An 18,683-nucleotide genomic window follows, 5' to 3' on the forward strand; every position below is an offset into this window, starting at 1 on the left:
GTGGAGTTCGCCAGCCTGCTGACCCGCCATCGACGCTCGGCCGGGCTGACCCAGGAGATGCTCGCTGAGCAGGCCAAGATGAGCAGCCAGGCGATCAGTGCGCTCGAACGTGGGGTCCGCCAGTTTCCCCGCCGGGCGACCGTGACGGCACTGGCCGACGCGCTGAAACTGCCACCCCAGGCACGCGACACCTTCATCGCCGCGGCGGCCCGGCCCCGCGGACCTCGTCAGGAGACAGCCGCTCCGGCGACTACGACCCCGTACCAGCTCCCCACGCCGGTCGCTGACTTCACCGGCCGGGAGGCGGAGCTCGAGCAGCTGATCGAGACTCTGTCCGGCCACGGAATCGTCGCCGCGGCGGTCGTCGGCATGGGCGGCGTGGGCAAGACCGCCTTCGCGCTCCGGGCGGCCCACGCCGTGCTCGACCGGTTCCCGGACGGTCAGCTGTTCCTGAACCTGCAGAGTCATGGTCCGGGTGAGCCGATGAGTCAGGTAGACGCACTGACCTACCTGCTCCGCGGCCTCGGCCTGCCCCCTGACCAGGTGCCCCGGGATCCGGACCTGGCCGCCGGCCGGTTACGCACGATCCTGGCCGAGCGCCGGGTCCTGCTGATCCTCGACGACGCGCAGAACGCCGAGCAGATCCAGCGGATGCTGCCGGGAACCGGCGGCTCGGGCGTGATCATCACCAGCCGACGGGAGTTCGTGGGCGTCGCGTTTCCGGTGCTGCGGCTCGCCGTGCTGCCCCCGGCCGAGGGTCTCGAACTGCTCCGCCGGATCGCGTCGGCCGAACGGATCGATGCCGATCCCGCGGCGGCCGAGGCCGTTCTGTCCGCCTGCGGCTACCTGCCACTCGCGATCCGGATCGTGGCCGGCCGGCTGGTGACCCGGCCGGCCTGGCCGCTCAAGCATCTGGCCGACCTGCTCGCGGACGAGAGGCACCGGCTGGACCAATTGAGCCGCACCGACCACGGCGTACGGGCCAGCTTCGCGCTGTCGATGCGGCAGCTGGTCCGCAGTACGAACGAGCTCGAAACGCAGGCCGCGGACGTGTTCGACCGGCTCGGGATCGCCCAGGTCGACGAGTTGTCCATCGACCTGGTGGCGCGGCTGCTCGATCTTCCGCAGCGCCGCGCGGGCGTCCTGCTCGAACAGCTCTGCGACCTGCATCTGCTCGAGCCGGTCGCGCCGGGCCGGTACAGATTCCACGACCTGCTCCGGACCTACGCGCGGGAGCGGGCCATCGACCGGATCAGCCCAGCGGACCAGGCGACGGCGCTCACCCGGATAGTCGACCTCTGCGCGGCCGTCGCCTGGCACTGCGTCGATCTGGGCCATCCGAACTCCGCCCGGGCGCCCTGGTTCGATCCGCGGCCGACGGACCAGACCTGGCTACCCGCCGCCGGCGATCTGAGCTCGACCCTCGCCTGGCTCGATCGCGAACGGGCCCAACTGGTGGCGCTGACGATCCAGGCGGCCGGTACGCCGGGTGTCCCCGGCCGGTCCGTACTCCGGTTGGTGATCGGGCTGGTCGCCTTCTACATCACCCGCGGACACTGGCTCGACTGGCTGCGCGTCATCCGCGTCGCGGTCGAGGTGGCTGTCGCCGAGAGCGATCGGGGCGCGGAAGCCATCCTCCGCAACGATCTGGGGCTGGTCCTGTCGGATGTCGCGCTCTACGGGACGGGCGACTACAGCGATTCGGTTGCCGAGCTCGAGCGCAGCCTGGCGGCGTTCGAGGACCTGAGCGACCTGCCCGGTATGGCGATGGCCCTCGCGAACCTCAGCCACGTGCTGGAGCGGGCCCAGGACTACGACGACGCGATCGTCTACGCGGAACGCGCCTTGAGCTGCTACATCGAACTGCACGACCCGGCCGGCGAGGCGACCGCACTGATCAACCTCGGCCAACTGCACGGCAACCTCGATCACGCGACCGAGGAGCGGGAGTGCTTCGACCGCAGCATCGCGCTGAGCAGTTCGCACGGGCATCAACGGGCACTGTCCATCGTCCTGCTCAGATCCGGCATCAGCTATCTGAGTGCCGGTGAGGCGGGCCTCGCGGCGGCCCACCTGCAGGGCAGCGTCGAAGGCTTCGAGTCCCTCGGCAATCAGGTCGGCCTGGCCGAGGCACTCGTCGAACTAGGGCGCGCCTACGAGGCGCTGGGCAACCGGAAGACGGCGATCGAGCACTACACCGACGCTTACGAGCTCGCCCAGTACTACGACGACGGCGTACGCCGGGAAGCCGCGCTCAGGTCGCTCCAGCGCCTGAGCTCACCGCTCGTGGAAGCAACAGGTCCCGAGGGCGCCGTTGCCGAGGTTGACGACGGTGCCGTCGACCCCGCGCGAACCCCGGATCCATAGCCCGCCGGCACCGCGCGCGACCAGGAACGCACCCCAGACCAGGACCCATGGCTCGACCCCGTCGTCGGTCGGGAACAGCTCCGGCACCGGATCGATCCGGCGCTGCAGGATGTGCGGCGAGTCCATCGCGGCCGCGAGCCGGCTCTTCCAGCTCTCCTCGTCCGTCTGCCAGCCGAGCACCACGCCTTGCCCACCGTGCAACGTGGTCGGCTTGAGCACCAACTGCTCCCGGTGGGCGAGGGCGTACTCCGTCAGCTCGCGCTGCTCGCCGTCGACAGTCACCGTTCCTGGCCTGACCAACCGGGTCCAGGGCAGGATCCGGTCGAGGCGGACCAGTTCCTCCTCGGAGTACAGGTGCCGGTTCGCCTCGTCCGAGACCAGGGCGAGCGCGCCTTTGCTGCCGTAGAGCTCGGCATCCAGCGTGGTGAAGATCGACACGTTCCCCAGCTCGGCGGCCCGCAGTACCGGCTCGAAGAGTTCGACCGCGCCCGGTTTGAGCAGGTCCTCGAGCATGAACAGCCGGTAGATCGTGTCGACCCGGCGGCCGTCCAGGTAGAGGTGGTCGTCGTCGCGGAGTTCGAGGCTGTCCACCGAGCAGGCGGTGGCGTCGACCCCGTACTTCGCGAGCTCGGCGGCGCCCTTGTGCAGTTGCTCCTCGAGCTCCGGGTAGCTGTCGGGGAAGTCCGCGATGACGACGAACGGTTTCCCTTCGGACAGCTTGCCCTCGGCAATGATCGTCTGGACCAGCTCGTCCATGGTGTCCAGGTAGACGAGGTCGTGCTCCGCGACGAACTCCTTCACGAACGGCAGTTCGAGCATGGCCCGGTTCAGCATCTGGTTGTCGACCCCGCCGGCCGTGCTGCCGGTGTTCAGCTCCAGGAGATGGAAGCCGTCCGCGTCGCGGTACAGGTCGGCGCGGCACAGCCGGCTCGGAGCGGCCGTGCTCCCCCGCGCCACCACCCGCGCCTGCAGGTCGGACAGCCCGATCGCCCGGGCGAAGGCGGTCAGATCCCCGTCGTACAGGCGATCCTTGAGCCCGGTGATGGCGGCGTACAGCACCTCCAGGTCGGCGTTCAGCTCGTCGAAGGCCTCTCGTTCGAGGAACACCGGACGCGACAGCGAGCGACCGCTGTACGAGCTGGCCGAAACGGCGTCGGTCACAGCGGCGTGGATCTCACCGGGTTTCGGGCCACGATCGGCGGCCGCGGCAAGGTAGTCATCGGTCAGCGTCATCCGGATCTCCGTCGAGTTCGATGGCCCGTCGAGTTGGTTCGCCGGCGCGTTGGCGGGCGGCGATGGCGGGGACAGTACCCAGCCGTCCGGCGCGCTGCCAGAGGGTTGGCAGGATTGCTCCGGAAGTCAAACGGTCGTTTGGCAGATCTGGGAATTCACCCTTGTTTGCAAGGGTTTTCCCACCTGGCCGAGGCCTTGCCGCAGGAGTAATCTCGCGGACTGCGACTGCCTCGGTGATCACAGTCACCGAGGTCGAATGCCGCCGACCGCCCCTCGGACAGGAGTCGATCATTCTGATGAGTACCTCCACGAGAACCGGTGTCACCGTTGTCATCGTTCCGCCGGCCACCGCCAACGGACCGATGCACGTAGGTCACCTCTCCGGGCCCTATCTGGCCGCGGACATCGCCGCCCGCGCCGCCCGCGCCCGCGGCGAACGGGTCGTCACCACAGCCGGGTTCGACGTCCATCAGAACTGGGTGCTGACCCGGGCCGAGCGCGACGGCGTCGATGTCGAGAAGCTGGCCGCCTCGTTCCGCGAGGAGATCATCGCCGCGCTGGATGCCGCCAGAATCCAGTACGACGTGTTCCTGAACCCGCAGAGCGAGGACTACCAGCGCGGCGTCACCACCCTCGCCGCCGACCTCACCGCGGCCGGCCGTTTCCCGATGCGCAAGCTCACCTTGCTCGCGTGCTCCGACTGCAAGCGGACCCTGCATCAGTCGTACGTCGTCGGCATCTGCTGCTGGTGCGGATCGGAAGCGGCGGGCGGCGGCTGCGAAGGGTGCGGCGGCTACACGTCGGCCGAGAATCTGGTGGATCCCAAGTGCAACCGTTGCGGCGGAGCGCCCCGGTCGTTCCTCGCGACCGTGCCGGTGCTGCCGATGGAGGACTACCGCGAGGCGATCATCGAGGTCTGGCTCCGCGCCGAACTCCCCGACCGCGCTCGCAAGATCGTTGCCCATTACCTGGAGAACCGGCTTCCCGACGTACCGATCGCCTATCCGACGAACTGGGGTCTGGCCGGCGTCGGACCGCATGAAGGTCTGCGGCTCGAGGTGTATGCCGAGGTCGGTCTCAGCACGCTGCACGGGGTGGCGCAGGGGATCAAACCGGGGACGCTCGGGTTGGAGGCGACCGCGGAGGCGTGGTCCGAGGTCGACTCGCTCTGGCACTTCAACGGGATCGACAACGGGTTCTACTTCGCGCTCTTCTGGCCGGCGCTGTACCTGGCCGCCGGCGTGCCGCCCGAGGCGTTCGGCGGGGCGCAGGTGAACGAGTTCTACACGCTCGACGGGGAGAAGTTCTCGACCAGCCGCAACCATGCGATCTGGGCCAACGACTTCCTCACGGAGGAGGACGTCGACGTCGTCCGCCTCTACCTGGCCTGGGATCGCCCGGACCGCTTCGCCAGCAACTTCACTCTGTCGTCCTACCGCGAGTTCGAGGCCTATGTACGCCCCCTCCTCGACAGCGCCAGAGAGTCCTCGCCCGACGACACCGGAGATCATCCGCTGCCGCCGACGCTCGCCGAGGCGGACGTGACTCGCGGCATGGCTGCCTTGAAGCCACGCGGTTTCGACCCGGCGCTCGCCGTACGGGCCGTACTGACCGGGATGGCAGCGAGTGCACCCGGCGTCGAGGCGCTCCTCCAGATCCTGACCGGGCGATGACGATGGAGACCCCCGACTACGACGGCCGCATCTTCCGCCCCGTCGGCAATCCCCCCGGCGCCCCGACCGGCCGCTACCACCAGAACGGCAAACTCATCTGGGCCGACTTCGGCGGCGGCAAGCTCTACTTCGGCCGCCTGGTAGGCACCTGCGACGCCACCGGCACCATCACCGCCACCTACTGCCAACTCGGCACCGACGGCTCAGTAACCGCCGGCCAGGTAACCAGCGTCCCCGAGCTGGACGAGACCGGCACCCTAACCCTCACCGAACACTGGCACCGCCTGGACGGCTCCACCGGCATCTCAGTGATCGAAGAGGTCGCACCAGCCCTGGCCCCACCTCCACCCGAGTCCCTCACGGGCTAGTACCCCCACGCACCTCGCCGCGTTCGTCACTCCCGCCTCACCTGTGCGTTCGCCGTTCTTACCCGCCCAGGGGCGCCGTCAGTTGGCGGGGTTGCCGAACCAGCGGGTGAGGTGGGTGTTCAGGTCCTGCTGGTTGTCGCCGAGCCAGGCGACGTGGCCGTCGGGGCGTAGTAGTACGCAGGGAGCGTCCAGTGCTGCAGTGGGGTCCGCGAGGTAGTCGACCCGGTCTGACCAGGCGCCGACGGTCAGGTGTTCGGTGCGGTCCAGGAGCAGGCCGCGGCCGTGGTGCAGCAGGTCGTAGAGGTGGCCCTGTTTCAGGTCGAGGTCGCGTAGGCGGCGGCCGAGTAGGTCGGGCCCTTCGCCCAAGTCGTAGCGGATGCTGATCGCGGTGATCTTCTCGATCAGATAGCGGTTCACCTCGTCGAAGTCCATCAGTTCGGTGAGCAGCCTGCGTACGGCTTGCGGGCCCGGTTCGGTGGAGAGCAGTTCCATCTGCGCGCGGGTGTTGTCCAGCACGTCCGCGGCGACCGGATGACGTTCGGCCTGGTAGGTGTCCAGGAGTGTTTCCGGCGCCCAGCCGCGGATCTGTGCGGCCAGTTTCCAGCCGAGGTTGAAGGCGTCCTGAACGCCCAGGTTGAGGCCCTGTCCGCCGGTGGGCGGATGAATGTGGGCCGCATCGCCGGCCAGCAGCACCCGCCCGACCCGATAACGATCGGCCAGCCGGGTGGCATCCCCGAAGCGGGACAACCAGCGCGGGGAATGCACGCCGAAATCGGTTCCTGCAATGGTGCGCAGCTGTCGTCTGAAGTTCTCGAGGGTGGGCGGTTCCGCACGATCGCTGACTCCCGCGACGGGTACTACGACGCGGTAGATCCCCTCGCCGAACGGTCTGAGACTGAAGGTCTTGTGGGTCTCGTAGATTTCGGCCACCTTGGCAGCGATTTCCTCCTGCGGTACACCCACTTCCATCTCGCCCATCAGCGTCTCGTTCCGCGAGGGCTCGCCGGGGAAGCCCACACCGAGCCGTTTGCGCACCGTGCTGGGCCCGCCGTCACAGCCGACGAGATAGCGCGAACGCAACTGCTCGCCGTCGGCCAGCTCGACGGTCACGCCCTCGTCGTCCTGCTCGAAATCGACCACCGCACAACCGCGCCGTACCTGCGCACCCAGCTGGATCGCATGTTCTTCGAGCAGGCGAACAATGACGGGCTGCGGGATGCCGAGCAGATAGGCGTGCGCGGAATCCAGGCCCTCGGGCGCGGGTTTGGCGATGGCAGCGAAGAACCCGCCCGCCGGACGCTGTCTTCCGTGGTCGAGCAGGCGATCCAGCAGCCCGCGCATCGCCATCAGCTCGACACTGCGAATATGCAGACCGACCAAGCGGGCGAACGACACCGGCTCGGTTTCCTTCTCCAGCACGAGTACCCGCACATCGTGCAGCCGCAGCTCGGCGGCCAGCATCGCGCCGGTCGGCCCGCACCCGGCAATGATCACGTCGAACGACGACGGCTCGGCGGTGAACTGCGAAGTCTCCACAGGTGTTGCCTTTCGGGAGTGCCAACTTGTCGAGGCGCTCCCGGCGACACCTACATCAATCGCCCGACCGTGACGGAAGGGGGAGCACCCACATCGATCCAGCGTTCATGGGTCTCACCTCCTCGCGCAGCGTCACAGTCCACTGCAAACTACAGCCCGAGCATCACCCCGTCCACCCCATTCCAAGCCACATGATCAAGAGTGGGAACGGCCGGGTTAAGCGGGGTTGTTGCGCGCGTCGGCCGCGGCAAGCCCGGCGCGCATCGCGTCACGTACCTCGGGCTCCCACGGTCCGGTCGCAGTCAAAGGAATCTCGGTCATGAACCGCCGCTCGCTCTCGGGTATGCGCGTGACGATCAGCTCGGGCTCGTTCGCCACGGTCGCGTAGAGATTGGGGCCATCGGCACCGAACAGGTCAGCGGCGACGAGACGCCCATCCGCGGCACGCATCACGTTGGCCGGGTTGTCGTCCACCTTGATCCCGAACCACGGCGCCTCTCTGCGGGCACGTTCATGAATACGCCGTACGACCTCAACGAGACCTGCGACTTCCGGCTCCCGCCCAACGATCGCCTGGTGAAACGCGACCGCCTCGTGCTCGGGAACGGGCTGAAGCCATTCCATGATCTGAAAGTCGCCGCCACCTACCAAACGCCGGTGCGCGAACAGCTCGGGCACTTGCCGGGTATGCGCCGCCTCCCGATACAGCGCCACGGAGTACGGCCCAGCCGGATCGAACGGACTGATCCGCGCCGCGGCCGCACCATCCGGCGAGCAAAGCGCAATCGCCCAGTCACCGGCGCCGCCCGGAGTCCACCCGGCCGCAAGAAGCAGCCGTTCCGCATCCCGATGATCAGATTGCCGACCCAGCAGACCGAGCGTCTCGCCGTACGGGCCCGCTTCCTCAAAACTCACACCGCCGACCCTAAACGCCCTTCGACGACCACCGCCCACAATTAAGGACCACGCCAGCCGCATGCAGCAGGCGCTGCGCTGCTACTTCACCACACCGCAAGCCACCGGCAGCTTCCCGGCCGGCCCACGGTACGGATGCCTTTGTGCACCGGCTGCGTGTTCCGTGCCGATCGCGTACTCAGGCCGTGCACAAGGCGCGGAGCGTCGGCGTCGGTTGCCGGCCTTTGTGCATCCGGTGAGCATCTTCCAGGGACGGAATGCTCAACTGGTGCACAAAGACGCCCGGATTGGCGGGAAGTGGACCGTGGGTGGGGAGCGGCGAATAGGAGCTGCGTGGGGCGGAGTACTAGCGGTTGATGGGGGCGGGTAGTACTCGGGCGCCGGGGACTGGGCCTTCGGCTTGGCGGACCATTCGGCAGAGGCCGGATTCGGCTAGTGCTACGGCTAGGTCCACGGCTCGGCGGCTGTCGGTGGAGAGGAAGAGGCAGGTGGGGCCGGAGCCGGAGATCATCGCCGCGAGGGCGCCCTGGTCGAGGCCGAATTGGAGGGTGGCGGCCAGTTCGGGGCGCAGTGAGAGGGCTGCCGCTTGCATGTCGTTGCTGAGGGCAACCGCGAGGGCGGCCGACTGACCCGACAGCAGAGCCGACAGGAGTTCAGGCCGTACTTCGGGCGACTCGACCCGGCGGAGCGGGCGGAGGCGGTCGAGTTCCTTGTAGACGGCCGGGGTCGAGAGCCCGCCGTCGGCGATCGCGAAGACCCAGTGGAAGGTGCCGCGGGACATCACCTCGGTGACCTGTTCACCGCGACCCCGGCCGAGTGCGGTGTGGCCGACCAGGCAGAACGGTACGTCGCTGCCGAGCTCCGCCGCGATCCGTTCCAGCTCGGACTGGGACAAGCCAAGTCCCCAGAGCCGGTTGCACGCCACCAGGGTCGCCGCGGCGTCGGTTGAGCCGCCGGCCATCCCACCCGCGACCGGGATGGTCTTGCGGATGGTCAGATCGACGCCTTCCTCCACGTCGAACTCGACCTGGAGCATCCGAGCCGCCCGAACCGCGAGGTTGGAGTCGTCAGCGGGGACGTCGACCGCGAAGTCGCCGACCACCTCGACGGTGATGGCGGAGTCGTCGCGCAGGGTCGCCGTGACGTCGTCGTACAGGGCAACGGCCTGGTAGACCGTCGCGAGCGGATGGAACCCGTCGGGGCGCGGCGGACCGACCGACAGGCCGAGATTGATCTTGGCCGGCGACCGCACCGTGACCTGGGCATTTGGTGGCACGCGCAAACCCTAGCGGCTCGGGCCATGTCAGCACGTGCTGCCTGTACTGCGCGTCACTGGTCGGGAGTGGCGCCCTGCCCCTGGTGGGCGGCGCCGGCGATGCGGGCGAAGTCTTCGATGCCGAGCATCTCGCCGCGAAGCATCGGATCGATGCCGGCTGCCTTGAACACCGCGTCGAGGCGGGCGCGGTCCGGCATCCAGCGGGCCAGCGCCGAGCGGATAGTTTTGCGGCGTTGCGAGAAAGCGCCCTCGATGACGGCGAAAACCTCCTCGCGGGTCGCCACAGTCTCCGGGGCGGGACGCCGCGAGAAGGCAACCAATCCGGAATCGACGTTCGGGGCGGGCCAGAACACGTTCCGCCCGATCGGCCCGGCGCGGCGCACCTCGGCGTACCAGGCGGCTTTGGCGGACGGTACGCCGTACGTCCGGGAGCCGGGCGGCGCGGCGAGGCGGTCCGCGACCTCTGACTGGACCATGACGAGGCCGTGCCGCATCGTCGGGGCGATCGCGAGCAGGTGCAGCAGGACCGGCACGGAGACGTTGTACGGCAGGTTGGCCACGCAGGCGTCAGGAGCGCCGATTTCCTCAGCCGAAACGGCCATCGCGTCCGCCTCGACGACAGTCAGCGCGGAGGCCTGCCCCGGCGCGAACTCGGAAACAGTGCCGGGCAGGGCCGCGGCCAGCACCGGATCGATCTCGACCGCGGTGACGCGGTGACCCTCGGCAAGCAATGCGAGCGTGAGCGATCCGAGCCCCGGACCGATCTCCAGCACCGTCTCACCGGCCGGAGCCAGCTCGGCCGCGCGGACGATCCGGCGAACGGTGTTCGGGTCGATGACGAAGTTCTGGCCGCGCTGCTTGGTGGGCCGGAGCCCGAGCGAGGCGGCCAGTGAACGCACTTCCGCCGGACCGAGGAGTCTCGGTCCGGCGGAAGTGGATGAATCAGCGCTGGTCACATGCGCCAGTCTCGCACTAGTGCGCGAGGCACTAGGTCAGGCCCGCTTACCGCAGACCGGCCAGGCACCGTAGCCACCGCGGTCGGCCTTGACCTTCTCCGCGATCGCGATCTGCTGAGCCTTCGAAGCACCGTTGGCGTTGTTCGCGTAGGCGTCGCCGCCGTACGCCACCCAGGTGCCGTGATCGAACTGCAGACCACCGTAGTAGCCGTTGCCGCTGGCGATCGACCAGTTGCCGCCGGACTCGCACTCGGCGATCCGGTCCCAGGCACCGGTGTTACCGGTGGGCGGGGTACTGGTTTCGCCGGTCTCGGCCTTCTTGGTGCCGACCGTGACGAGCTCGTCGACCGGCGCCGCGATGACCTTGCTGGCGACGATCTTGGTGCTGGTCAGCTTGCCGTCGACGTACGTCAGGATCTTGCTGACCGACTTCTTGCCGGCCGTGCCCTTGGTGGTCGTCTTGGTGTCGCCCTCGGCCATCGTCGCCGACTTCGTTTCCTTCTTGCCGAAGGCGATCGACTCGAGGCTGCTGACGTTCTTGACCTCGACCTTGACCACGGTGATCCGGTTGACGACACCGGGCTTCAGCGCGGTGGCGGTCGCCGGAGTGATCCGGTCGTCGGCGTCGTAGGAGACTCCGGCACCCTTGAGCGCCTCGGCCACGGTCATCGCCATCGACTTCACCGTGACGGCCTTGCCCTGCCGGACGAACTGGACGACCTTCGCGGTCCGGACCTCCAGCTCCAGGCCCTGACGCCCGATCGGGGCGCTCCGGCTGGTCGAGAGGAACGCGCCGTCGTAGCGCAGGCCCAGGTCGGCCAGCGCCTCGTTCACGCTGTCGGCCGTGGTCCAGAAGCTCTTCTTGGTGCCGTCGGCGTTCACAGTGAGCTGGCGGCCGTACTGCACCGCGATCTCCTGGCCGTCCTGGAGCTTGGCGTCCAGAGCCGGAGCCACCAGGTCGCGCTCGCCGACCTGGATCTTCTTGGCCTGCAGAGCGTCGCCGACGGTGGAACCGAAGGTGTGGACCTTCTGCACCTGCCCGTCGATGGACAGACTCACAGTCTTGCTCTTACTGGCATAAGCCACGCTGCCGCCCACGACGGCTAACACAGCCGTCGCACCGACAGCCGCGATGATGGACTTGCGCACTAAAAGCTCCCAGGTAGGGCTACCCGGGCACGGGGTGGGACAGCACTGGCGGACGCGGCGTATGCCAGGTTGCAGGGCCTGGCAATCACAGTCTCCGCCGAGGGGCGTGCTATCCGGGACCTTCCCCGATCCCGGCCAACATCACGAGACAGTAACGAAGAAGTCCCGAGAGCGCCAATCCCCTGGCCGGAAAGTCTGGAAAAGGTGTAATGACCCGCTCACTCGTCGTGACGGCCCCACTGCCCCCGATGGACCACTTCAGCAGTACTGCGACGCCCTCGCTTGAGCGACGGGGACCGCTTGTCGGGAGCCCGGTAACCGATCGAGATGACCCCGATCGGATCGAAGCCCGCCGGTACGCCGAACTCCGCCTTCAGCCGGCCGACCTTGTCGGCGGGAGGACCGAAAAGGCAAGCAGCCAAGCCTTCGTCGACCACGGTCTGCAACATCAGCAGGGCCGCCATGCCGGTGTCGATGTACCAGTACGGCGCAGTCCAGTGCGACTCGTCGCGGTCAGTCCAGCCCTTGTCCGGCTCGGTGTACCGGTCGAGGTATGCGTCCTTGTGAGCAAAGGCGAAGATCAGCAGCGGCGCCCGGCGCAACCCTGTGACCCACTCCACATACTTCGGGTCGGGATCCTCGGCCGCGATGCCCCAATAGCGGTCCCGATCGTCGCCTTCGAGGGTCAGGAACGCCCACCCTTGGCTGAAACCACCGGAAGGCGCCCGGAGACCGTTTTCCAAGATCCTTTCCCGGATCTCGTCCGGTACCGGCCCGGGACGGGTCATAGTTGCGAACCATGCGTCGCCGCCGGACGACCTCACTGAATTCCATGCCGCCCTGTCTATCAGCCGGGCAGCCGGGTCCGCACAGCTACCAGGCGCCACCGAAGGCGTTGTTCGCGTTGGTGGACAGGGCTTCGCAGAGTTCGGCGACGGAGATGTTCAGGACACCGGCCATCTTCCGGACGGTGTGCGGGATCAGGTACGACGCGTTGGGCTGTCCGCGATGCGGCGACGGCGTCAGGTACGGCGCGTCCGTCTCGACCAGGATCCTGTTCAGCGGCGTCACCGCGAGCGCGTCCCGCAGCGACTGCGCGTTCTTGAAGGTGACCACCCCGGCGAAGCTGAGGAACGCCCCGCGCTCGACACACTTCCGGGCGAACTCGGTGTCGCCGGAGAAGCAGTGCATCACCACCCGGTCCGGCACGCCTTCGCGGTCCAGGATGGCGAGGATGTCGTCGTGCGCGTCCCGGTCGTGGATCATCAGCGTCTTGTCGAGCCGCTTCGCCAGTTCGATGTGCGCGGCGAACGACTCGTGCTGCGCGGCGCGGCCGTCCTCGCCGGTCCGGAAGTAGTCCAGCCCGGTCTCACCGATCACCCGAACCTTGGCCGAGGATTGAGCCAGCCGCTCGATCTCGGCCAGCGCGCTGTCGAGCTCACCGGCGGCCTTGAGCCGCGGCGCCTCGTTCGGGTGCAGCGCGACGCCCGCGATCAGGTTCGGGTACTGCTCGGCGGCTTCGACGGCCCAGAGCGCGCCCGGCAGGTCGCAGCCCACCTGAACGATCCGGGTCACGCCGACCGACGCGGCCAGCTTGATCGCCTGGGCGGCCCCCAGCCAGGCGCCGTCCTCGCCGTCCGCGATGTCCAGGTGGCAGTGCGCGTCGACCACGCTCATCGGCAACGGATCCGGCACCGCGGGCCGGGTCCGGTCCCGGGACCGCCCGTCCTCTCCGATGGCAGCGCGTTCCCGCGTCGGACGCTCGACCTCCACATTGTCGGTAGACATGGGACCAGCCTACTTAAGCCGGTAGATCCTCATGTCCCTATTACTGAAGGCCGGTACTGCGAGCTTGTCGAGCGCCAGGGATACCGACCCGGCCCGTAGGTCGGCCACGATCCAATCCACGCCGACCTCGTTCCGCAGCTTGGTGAGCAACCGCGGCGTCGGCCGCTCGATGGCGTCGAGGCTGTCCTTCAAGCGATCGGGCCATGGCGGCGGCCGGGTCAGGAAGCTGGTTTGGTAGTCAGCGGCCAGGTTCGCCGGCGCATACGCCCAACCGCCGAGATACAGCTGTACGCCGCTCAGCCCGGACACCCAGTACGCATCCTCGGCGCACCCCGGCCGGTACCGCACCGGCAGACAGAACACGTTGGTGATGGCAACATCGTCCTTCTCCTTGTGCTTCCGCAGCCAGAGCATCGCGTCCTGCTCGTCCTGGGTGAGATAGGTCCGGCTCGTCTCGTTCGGCGCGGGCCGTGGTTCCACCATGGCCTGGATCCCGGCGCCCAGGTTGACCAACTGGGCCGGCAGACTGGCCGCGATCGTCAGCACGATCACCTGCACTGCGATGGCCGCCGCATCCCGGGCCCGATTCACCAGCAGAATCACGACCGCCCCCACCACCGCGAGGATCGCGAACGGAACCACCAGAGTGGTCAGCGATCTGGCGACCGTGTGGATCCCCGGCTTCACCGGCCAATAGAGGAACAGCGCGCTGGCTGTGAGTGCACCCGCCCAGGCCGTGATCACCAGACTGAGCAGATCCGCCCGCCGGGCCAGATCGGCGCCGACGGCAACTGCCGCGACGATGCCGAGCGCGAGGACGGCAGTCAGGAAGTAGTACTCCGAATAGCCGGTGTGCGAGAACACCAAGGTGATTCCGACCCCGGCGGCCACACATCCCCCGCTCCACCAGTACGCCGGATCGCGTCGTACCGGCTTGATCGACATGCCCAGCAGAGCGAGCAGCCGCGGGACCTCGGTGACCAGGTACCAAGTGGCCAGAGTCGCGATGAAGAGGATCATCCGGGGATCGCCGGAGGCCACGGACTGGATGAACCAGCCACCTGTGGCCGGAAGGGACATATCGCCGGTCACGGACTGGTAATACGGCTGGACTCGCAAGGCGGCGAAGAACTGGATCCGGCTTCCCTGCGCACTGCCGATCAGCGTGAACGAGGACGCGAGCAGGAGGAGCGCGGACAGGCCCGTCAGGAATACCAGACGCCAGGGCGGCCGCCGTTCCGCCAACCAGGTAAAGGCCCCCGCGAACAGGCAGCCGACCAGCATGATCGGGAGCAGAGTCGGCTTGGTGCCGCCGGCGAGCCCCAGCAGCATGACCATCGCGACCCAGGCACCTCGGCCCGCTTCCCGTCGCAGGATGAGGACTGTCGGCCCGACCAACCCGAGCAGGACGACCGCAGCCATCGTCCCGGTCGGCGACTGAACCGACTGCGCGCCCGCCATGTTGACCGTCGGGGACACCGCCAACTGCAAAGCACCGGGCAGTACTCCGGCCAACGCTCCAGCGATCGGCCCTACCCAGCGTCGTTCGCTGAGCGCTTCGCCTGCTGCCCAGCCGACCAGTACGAGGGTGAGCACCATCGTGATCGGCCACTGGTGCAGGAGCACCTGCGGCGGGTCCACATCCGACATCACCGACCCGCTCGCCATCGAAGCGGTCGCGAACCAGTGGTAGATCAGCGGCTCACCGAGGGCCGAGGGATCGGGCGGTGGGACGTGCTCCGTAAGCACCTGCACGAGCCCGAGCTGGTACCAGATGTCCTGGTTGCGGACCGCTGCTTCGGGCGGCAGCGGCAGTGCTCGCAGCAGGCTGGCGACAGTTCGCAGTACGGCGAGAAGCAGGCTCGCCACCAGCAGCCCGTGCCACCACCGAGGCGGCGCGGGCGCCATGCCACGCAAGCCGAGATGAGGCCTGAGCGCAGGAACTACCGCGAACGTCAGAACGAGAAGGGCGGCCGCGGCCCATTGGAGGAGCGGCAGGCCGATCGCAGTACAGATCGCCCACGTCGCCAACTGCCAGGCGAGGCCGAGCACCGCGCCGAACCCGAGGTCCTGCGACACCGACCGTCCGCCGGCCAGCGCCCGCCACAGCAACGTGCCCGGGAGCAGGACTGCCAGCAACCAGGTGATGAAGAAGCGGATGCTCTCGCCGCCCGAATCGCCGATCCACGCGAGCAGCAGGACCCCGGTGATCGGGACCAGCAACCAATAGCCGACCAGCCCGAGCCCGAGCTGCGGTCCTGGCCGGGCGGATCCTGGAGCGGGTGCGGGCCGAGCGGGCGCCGACCCGCCGACCACCGTCGTGCCGGTCATCAGTGCTAATGATGCCCGCTACGGCGGTGGTTGTGTCAGCCGCGTTCGGTGGCTTCCTTGACGCCGTTGACGAGCATCTCCCACATCCCACGCGAGTGCTCGGCCTCTTCCTCGCTGGCGTTGTTGTCCTGGCTGAGGGAAAGGTGTGTCGAAGTACCGCGCTCAGCCAGTTCGTAGGTAAGCGTGTGATAGTTCTCCGGCACATCCGGCTGGCCGGTCAGCGGACTGTAGTGGGTCATTTTCAGCAACCGGCCGGGATCGACCTCGAGGATCTCGCCCTTGTCCTCGTAGTCCTTGCCCTCGTAGACGCCCTGCCAGGTGATCGGGCTGCCCGGCTGCCAGTCGGTCTTCACCTCTGCCCCGAACATGAACTTCTTGATCTGCTCGGGATCCGTCAGTACTTCCCACACCTGGGCGGGGGAAGCGCTGATCTCGGTCTCGGCGGTGGCCAGATAGCCAGTCATCGTCCTCGACTCCTCTCGGTCATCCTCAGACGCTAACGCTGACCACCCCGGTACCTCTTGTAAGAAAGCGTCAAACCAGCCGGCCCAACTCCACTTCCACCACCGACGGCGCTCGAGCTATGAAACTTTTGGCTCCGAAAGGTGTCACCAGGCGGCTAGGAGTTCGGTGGGACCGAACGCTGCCTGGAGCCCCTGACAGGAGACGCCGGATCGGCTGACCGCGACCAGCGGGACGGGATCGTCGGTCAGTGCAGCGCGATGTTTCTGCAAAGCGGCCAGGTCGTGCGAGTCGAACTGCTTCTGCTCGAGCCATTTGATCGAGCCGACAAAGTGCAGCTTCTTGGCAGCCGGCTCGCGATCCGCGCCGACCAGGTCGATCTCGACATCGTTGCTTCTCGTCCAGTACGCGCCGACAACGGGTGCAGCGGGAAGGTCGGCCACCGGCAGGATCCGGGCGAGCGACTCGCGAACCAGCGGTTCGACCGCACGACCTCGCCACGACATCCAGCCCGCTCTGATTCTGGCCAGGGTGAGATCACCGCGCAGGCGCTCGATCTCGGCCATGTGTGAGTCGACAAAGGCCAGCCAGAACCGCAGATACGGATCCGCGATCCGGTACCGCCGTTCCTTGGAAGGACGCAGCGACAGCGGAAGCTCGGCGGCCACGACTCCCTTGTCGATCAGGAGATCGAGCGCTCTGGTCAGCGTGGAGTGAGAGATGCCGCCGGCAGCCCGGGCGATGTTGGTGAATTTCCGCTCGCCGGTGCCGATCGCCCGGAGTACCTCCGCACCCATCGCTTGTGGCGGAAACTCGGCGGCCAGCGAACGCTCGGCGGATACCAGCAGGGGCCGCGGTCGGGTCGGCCAACGACTTCGCCAGGAACTTCCAGTGCGAGGCACCGCGCGGCCAGTCGCGGCAGATCAACGGCAGACCACCGGTGATCAGTGCCGCATCGAACGCGACGGCCGGTGAGAGATCGAGCATGTCTGCCAGATCTGCGGGACTGAGCGGGCCGACGACCATCTCGCGTCCTCGTTGATGAAAGGGCCGGTCGTAGCTGTTCAAGGCTTCCATCATCGATAAGTCAGAGCCGACCAGCAGCAGCAGTACCGGCTTGCGACTGAGCAGCCGATCCCAGGCTCGCTGCAAAACACCCTCGAAGGCGTCGATTCGATCCATCAGGTACGGGACCTCGTCGATCACCAGGACGCTCGGCTGATCTTCTGGCAGCACCTCGGCCAGCAGGCGAAGCGCCGCACTCCACTGGTCCGGCCGCTCGTCGGCGAACAGAGCCCGGTCCGGCAAGTTCGACTCGGCGATCACCTCGGCAAGCTCGGCCAACTCCCTGTCCGCCGGTAGCCCGGCCGCGGTGAAGAAGACGGCAGGCACCTCTGCGTGGCGAAGAAACTCCTCGACCAGGCTGGACTTTCCGACTCGCCGACGGCCGCGGATGAGAATGCACCGGCCCGGTTGCGCGGAGGCACGACCCGCCCGCACATCGGCCAGGGCGTCCTGCAGCACCTGGAGCTCCCGCGCTCGCCCGACAAAACGTTCCACCGGACACCCCCTGTCGGCTGACTTCCAACAGAGATAGTACCAACAAAGATAGTATCTCTGTCGGTACTATCCTGCGCTCAGCTAATACGGCTTGACGACCAGCTTCCCGCGGACGTGACCGCCCTCGGAGATCTCGGCAGCCTTCGCTGCCTCGTCGAAGCCGAAGGTGTCAGCGACCTTGAGCTTGAGCTTGCCTTCGGCGGCGAACTGGAGCTGCTCGCGGAGGCCGGCAGCCTGTACGTCGGGAGGCGTGCCGCCCGACGAGAACGGGATGCCGAGGTCCGTGGCGCCGATGTCGGCGACAGTGATGATGCGGTCGGTGCCGCCACGAAGCTCGATCGAGTCCGGCAGCGCGCCCTTGCCCGCGACGTCGTACACGGCGTCGATGCCCTGCGGTGCGACCGCGCGGACCCGGTCGATCAGGCCCTCGCCGTACGCGACCGGGATGGCGCCGAGCGAGCGCACGTAGTCGTGGTTGGCCTCGGAGGCGGTGCCGATCACGGTCGCGCCGAGCGCCACCGCAAGCTGGACACCAACGGCACCGACGCCACCGGCCGCGCCGTGGACGAGCAGCGTCTCGCCGTCCTTCAGGTCAAGCTCGCGCAGCACCCGAGCGGAGGTCTCACCAGCGACCGGAAGCGCTACGGCCTCTTCGAACGACACCTCGGCCGGCTTCTTCGCGATGATGCCCGCCAGCGCGTACTCCGCCAACGAGCCGGTCTTCGCCCACCCGGCGACCTCGTCACCGACCGCGAACTCGGTGACGCCTTCGCCGACCTCGTCCACCACTCCGGCAAGCTCCAAGCCCGGTACGACCGGGAAGACGGCCGCCTCGGCGCCGAACCAGCCGTGGCGCAGCTTGTAGTCCATCGGGTTCACCCCGGCCGCGCGAACCGCGACCCGGACCTCGCCAGAGCCTGCGTGCGGCTCCTCGACCGCGCCTACCTGCAGCACCTCGGGACCACCGAACTCTTCGTACACGACCGCCCGCATGAGAAACCTCCGCTGGAGATGAGTTGACGCTTCAAGTTTTGTATTACTTGAATAATCAATCGTCTCCGCGCAGGAG

Annotated in this window: 15 protein-coding genes and 1 pseudogene; 3 read left to right on the plus strand and 13 right to left on the minus strand. The window is 67.8% G+C overall.

The genetic code is table 11. The features are described 5' to 3' along the window. The gene (locus F1D05_RS12970; RefSeq protein ID WP_185447944.1) at positions 1-2,367 is read left to right on the plus strand and encodes an XRE family transcriptional regulator; all 2,367 of its coding nucleotides are present in this window, start codon (positions 1-3) and stop codon (positions 2,365-2,367) included. On the opposite strand, the gene F1D05_RS12975 is transcribed toward F1D05_RS12970, so the two are convergent. Then, positions 2,278-3,600, minus strand: a complete 1,323-nt coding sequence (locus F1D05_RS12975; RefSeq protein ID WP_185447945.1) for a glutathionylspermidine synthase family protein — start codon at positions 3,598-3,600, stop codon at positions 2,278-2,280. The genes F1D05_RS12970 and F1D05_RS12975 overlap by 90 nt on opposite strands. A gap of 296 nt (positions 3,601-3,896) precedes the next feature. Between F1D05_RS12975 and F1D05_RS12980 the strand changes: the two genes are divergently transcribed. Together F1D05_RS12980 and F1D05_RS12985 are read left to right on the plus strand one after the other, a co-directional pair. Next, entirely contained in the window at positions 3,897-5,273 is a 1,377-nt protein-coding gene (locus tag F1D05_RS12980) for a class I tRNA ligase family protein (protein ID WP_185447946.1), read from the plus strand. Next, positions 5,270-5,641 (plus strand): hypothetical protein, encoded by a 372-nt coding sequence (locus F1D05_RS12985; RefSeq protein ID WP_185447947.1) that lies wholly within the window; start codon positions 5,270-5,272, stop codon positions 5,639-5,641. The genes F1D05_RS12980 and F1D05_RS12985 overlap by 4 nt, the downstream gene beginning before the upstream one ends. Before the next feature lie 78 nt (positions 5,642-5,719). On the opposite strand, the gene rox is transcribed toward F1D05_RS12985, so the two are convergent. The 12 genes and pseudogenes from rox to F1D05_RS13040 all read right to left on the minus strand — a co-directional run bounded on the left by rox (position 5,720) and on the right by F1D05_RS13040 (position 18,607). After that, positions 5,720-7,102 carry a rifampin monooxygenase gene (gene rox / locus F1D05_RS12990; RefSeq protein ID WP_206686189.1) on the minus strand — a complete coding sequence of 461 codons (1,383 nt, stop codon included), beginning with the start codon at positions 7,100-7,102 and terminating at the stop codon, positions 5,720-5,722. Positions 7,103-7,393: 291 nt separating this feature from the next. After that, positions 7,394-8,155: a hypothetical protein gene (locus F1D05_RS12995; protein WP_185447949.1), complete on the minus strand. Its 762-nt coding sequence runs from the start codon at positions 8,153-8,155 to the stop codon at positions 7,394-7,396. Between the two features lie 283 nt (positions 8,156-8,438). Then, a complete protein-coding gene (locus F1D05_RS13000) occupies positions 8,439-9,374 on the minus strand; it encodes a 4-(cytidine 5'-diphospho)-2-C-methyl-D-erythritol kinase (RefSeq protein ID WP_185447950.1) in 936 nt (311 codons plus the stop codon). Positions 9,375-9,421: 47 nt separating this feature from the next. Continuing rightward, positions 9,422-10,267, minus strand: coding sequence for a 16S rRNA (adenine(1518)-N(6)/adenine(1519)-N(6))-dimethyltransferase RsmA (gene rsmA / locus F1D05_RS13005; RefSeq protein WP_246486648.1), 846 nt, complete (start codon positions 10,265-10,267; stop codon positions 9,422-9,424). 93 nt (positions 10,268-10,360) lie between these two features. Further along, positions 10,361-11,473, minus strand: coding sequence for a resuscitation-promoting factor (locus F1D05_RS41945; protein WP_185447952.1), 1,113 nt, complete (start codon positions 11,471-11,473; stop codon positions 10,361-10,363). A 218-nt stretch (positions 11,474-11,691) separates the two neighbouring features. Further along, positions 11,692-12,261: a nitroreductase family protein gene (locus F1D05_RS13015; protein ID WP_343066592.1), complete on the minus strand. Its 570-nt coding sequence runs from the start codon at positions 12,259-12,261 to the stop codon at positions 11,692-11,694. 85 nt (positions 12,262-12,346) lie between these two features. Next, complete coding sequence (locus F1D05_RS13020; RefSeq protein WP_185447953.1) at positions 12,347-13,261, minus strand: TatD family hydrolase; 915 nt, start codon at positions 13,259-13,261, stop codon at positions 12,347-12,349. A gap of 9 nt (positions 13,262-13,270) precedes the next feature. Beyond that, positions 13,271-15,592: a hypothetical protein gene (locus F1D05_RS13025; RefSeq protein ID WP_246486649.1), complete on the minus strand. Its 2,322-nt coding sequence runs from the start codon at positions 15,590-15,592 to the stop codon at positions 13,271-13,273. A 35-nt stretch (positions 15,593-15,627) separates the two neighbouring features. Next, the gene (locus tag F1D05_RS13030) at positions 15,628-16,056 is read right to left on the minus strand and encodes an SRPBCC domain-containing protein (RefSeq protein ID WP_185447954.1); all 429 of its coding nucleotides are present in this window, start codon (positions 16,054-16,056) and stop codon (positions 15,628-15,630) included. A gap of 144 nt (positions 16,057-16,200) precedes the next feature. Further along, complete coding sequence (locus F1D05_RS40130) at positions 16,201-16,851, minus strand: DUF234 domain-containing protein (RefSeq protein WP_246486650.1); 651 nt, start codon at positions 16,849-16,851, stop codon at positions 16,201-16,203. A 268-nt stretch (positions 16,852-17,119) separates the two neighbouring features. Next, positions 17,120-17,614 (minus strand): annotated as a pseudogene (locus F1D05_RS40135) (AAA family ATPase); the annotation flags it as partial. Between the two features lie 81 nt (positions 17,615-17,695). Next, the gene (locus F1D05_RS13040) at positions 17,696-18,607 is read right to left on the minus strand and encodes an NADP-dependent oxidoreductase (protein WP_185447955.1); all 912 of its coding nucleotides are present in this window, start codon (positions 18,605-18,607) and stop codon (positions 17,696-17,698) included. Between the last annotated feature and the right edge of the window lie 76 nt (positions 18,608-18,683).

The sequence above is a fragment of the Kribbella qitaiheensis genome, from assembly GCF_014217565.1.
Lineage (GTDB): Bacteria > Actinomycetota > Actinomycetes > Propionibacteriales > Kribbellaceae > Kribbella > Kribbella qitaiheensis_A.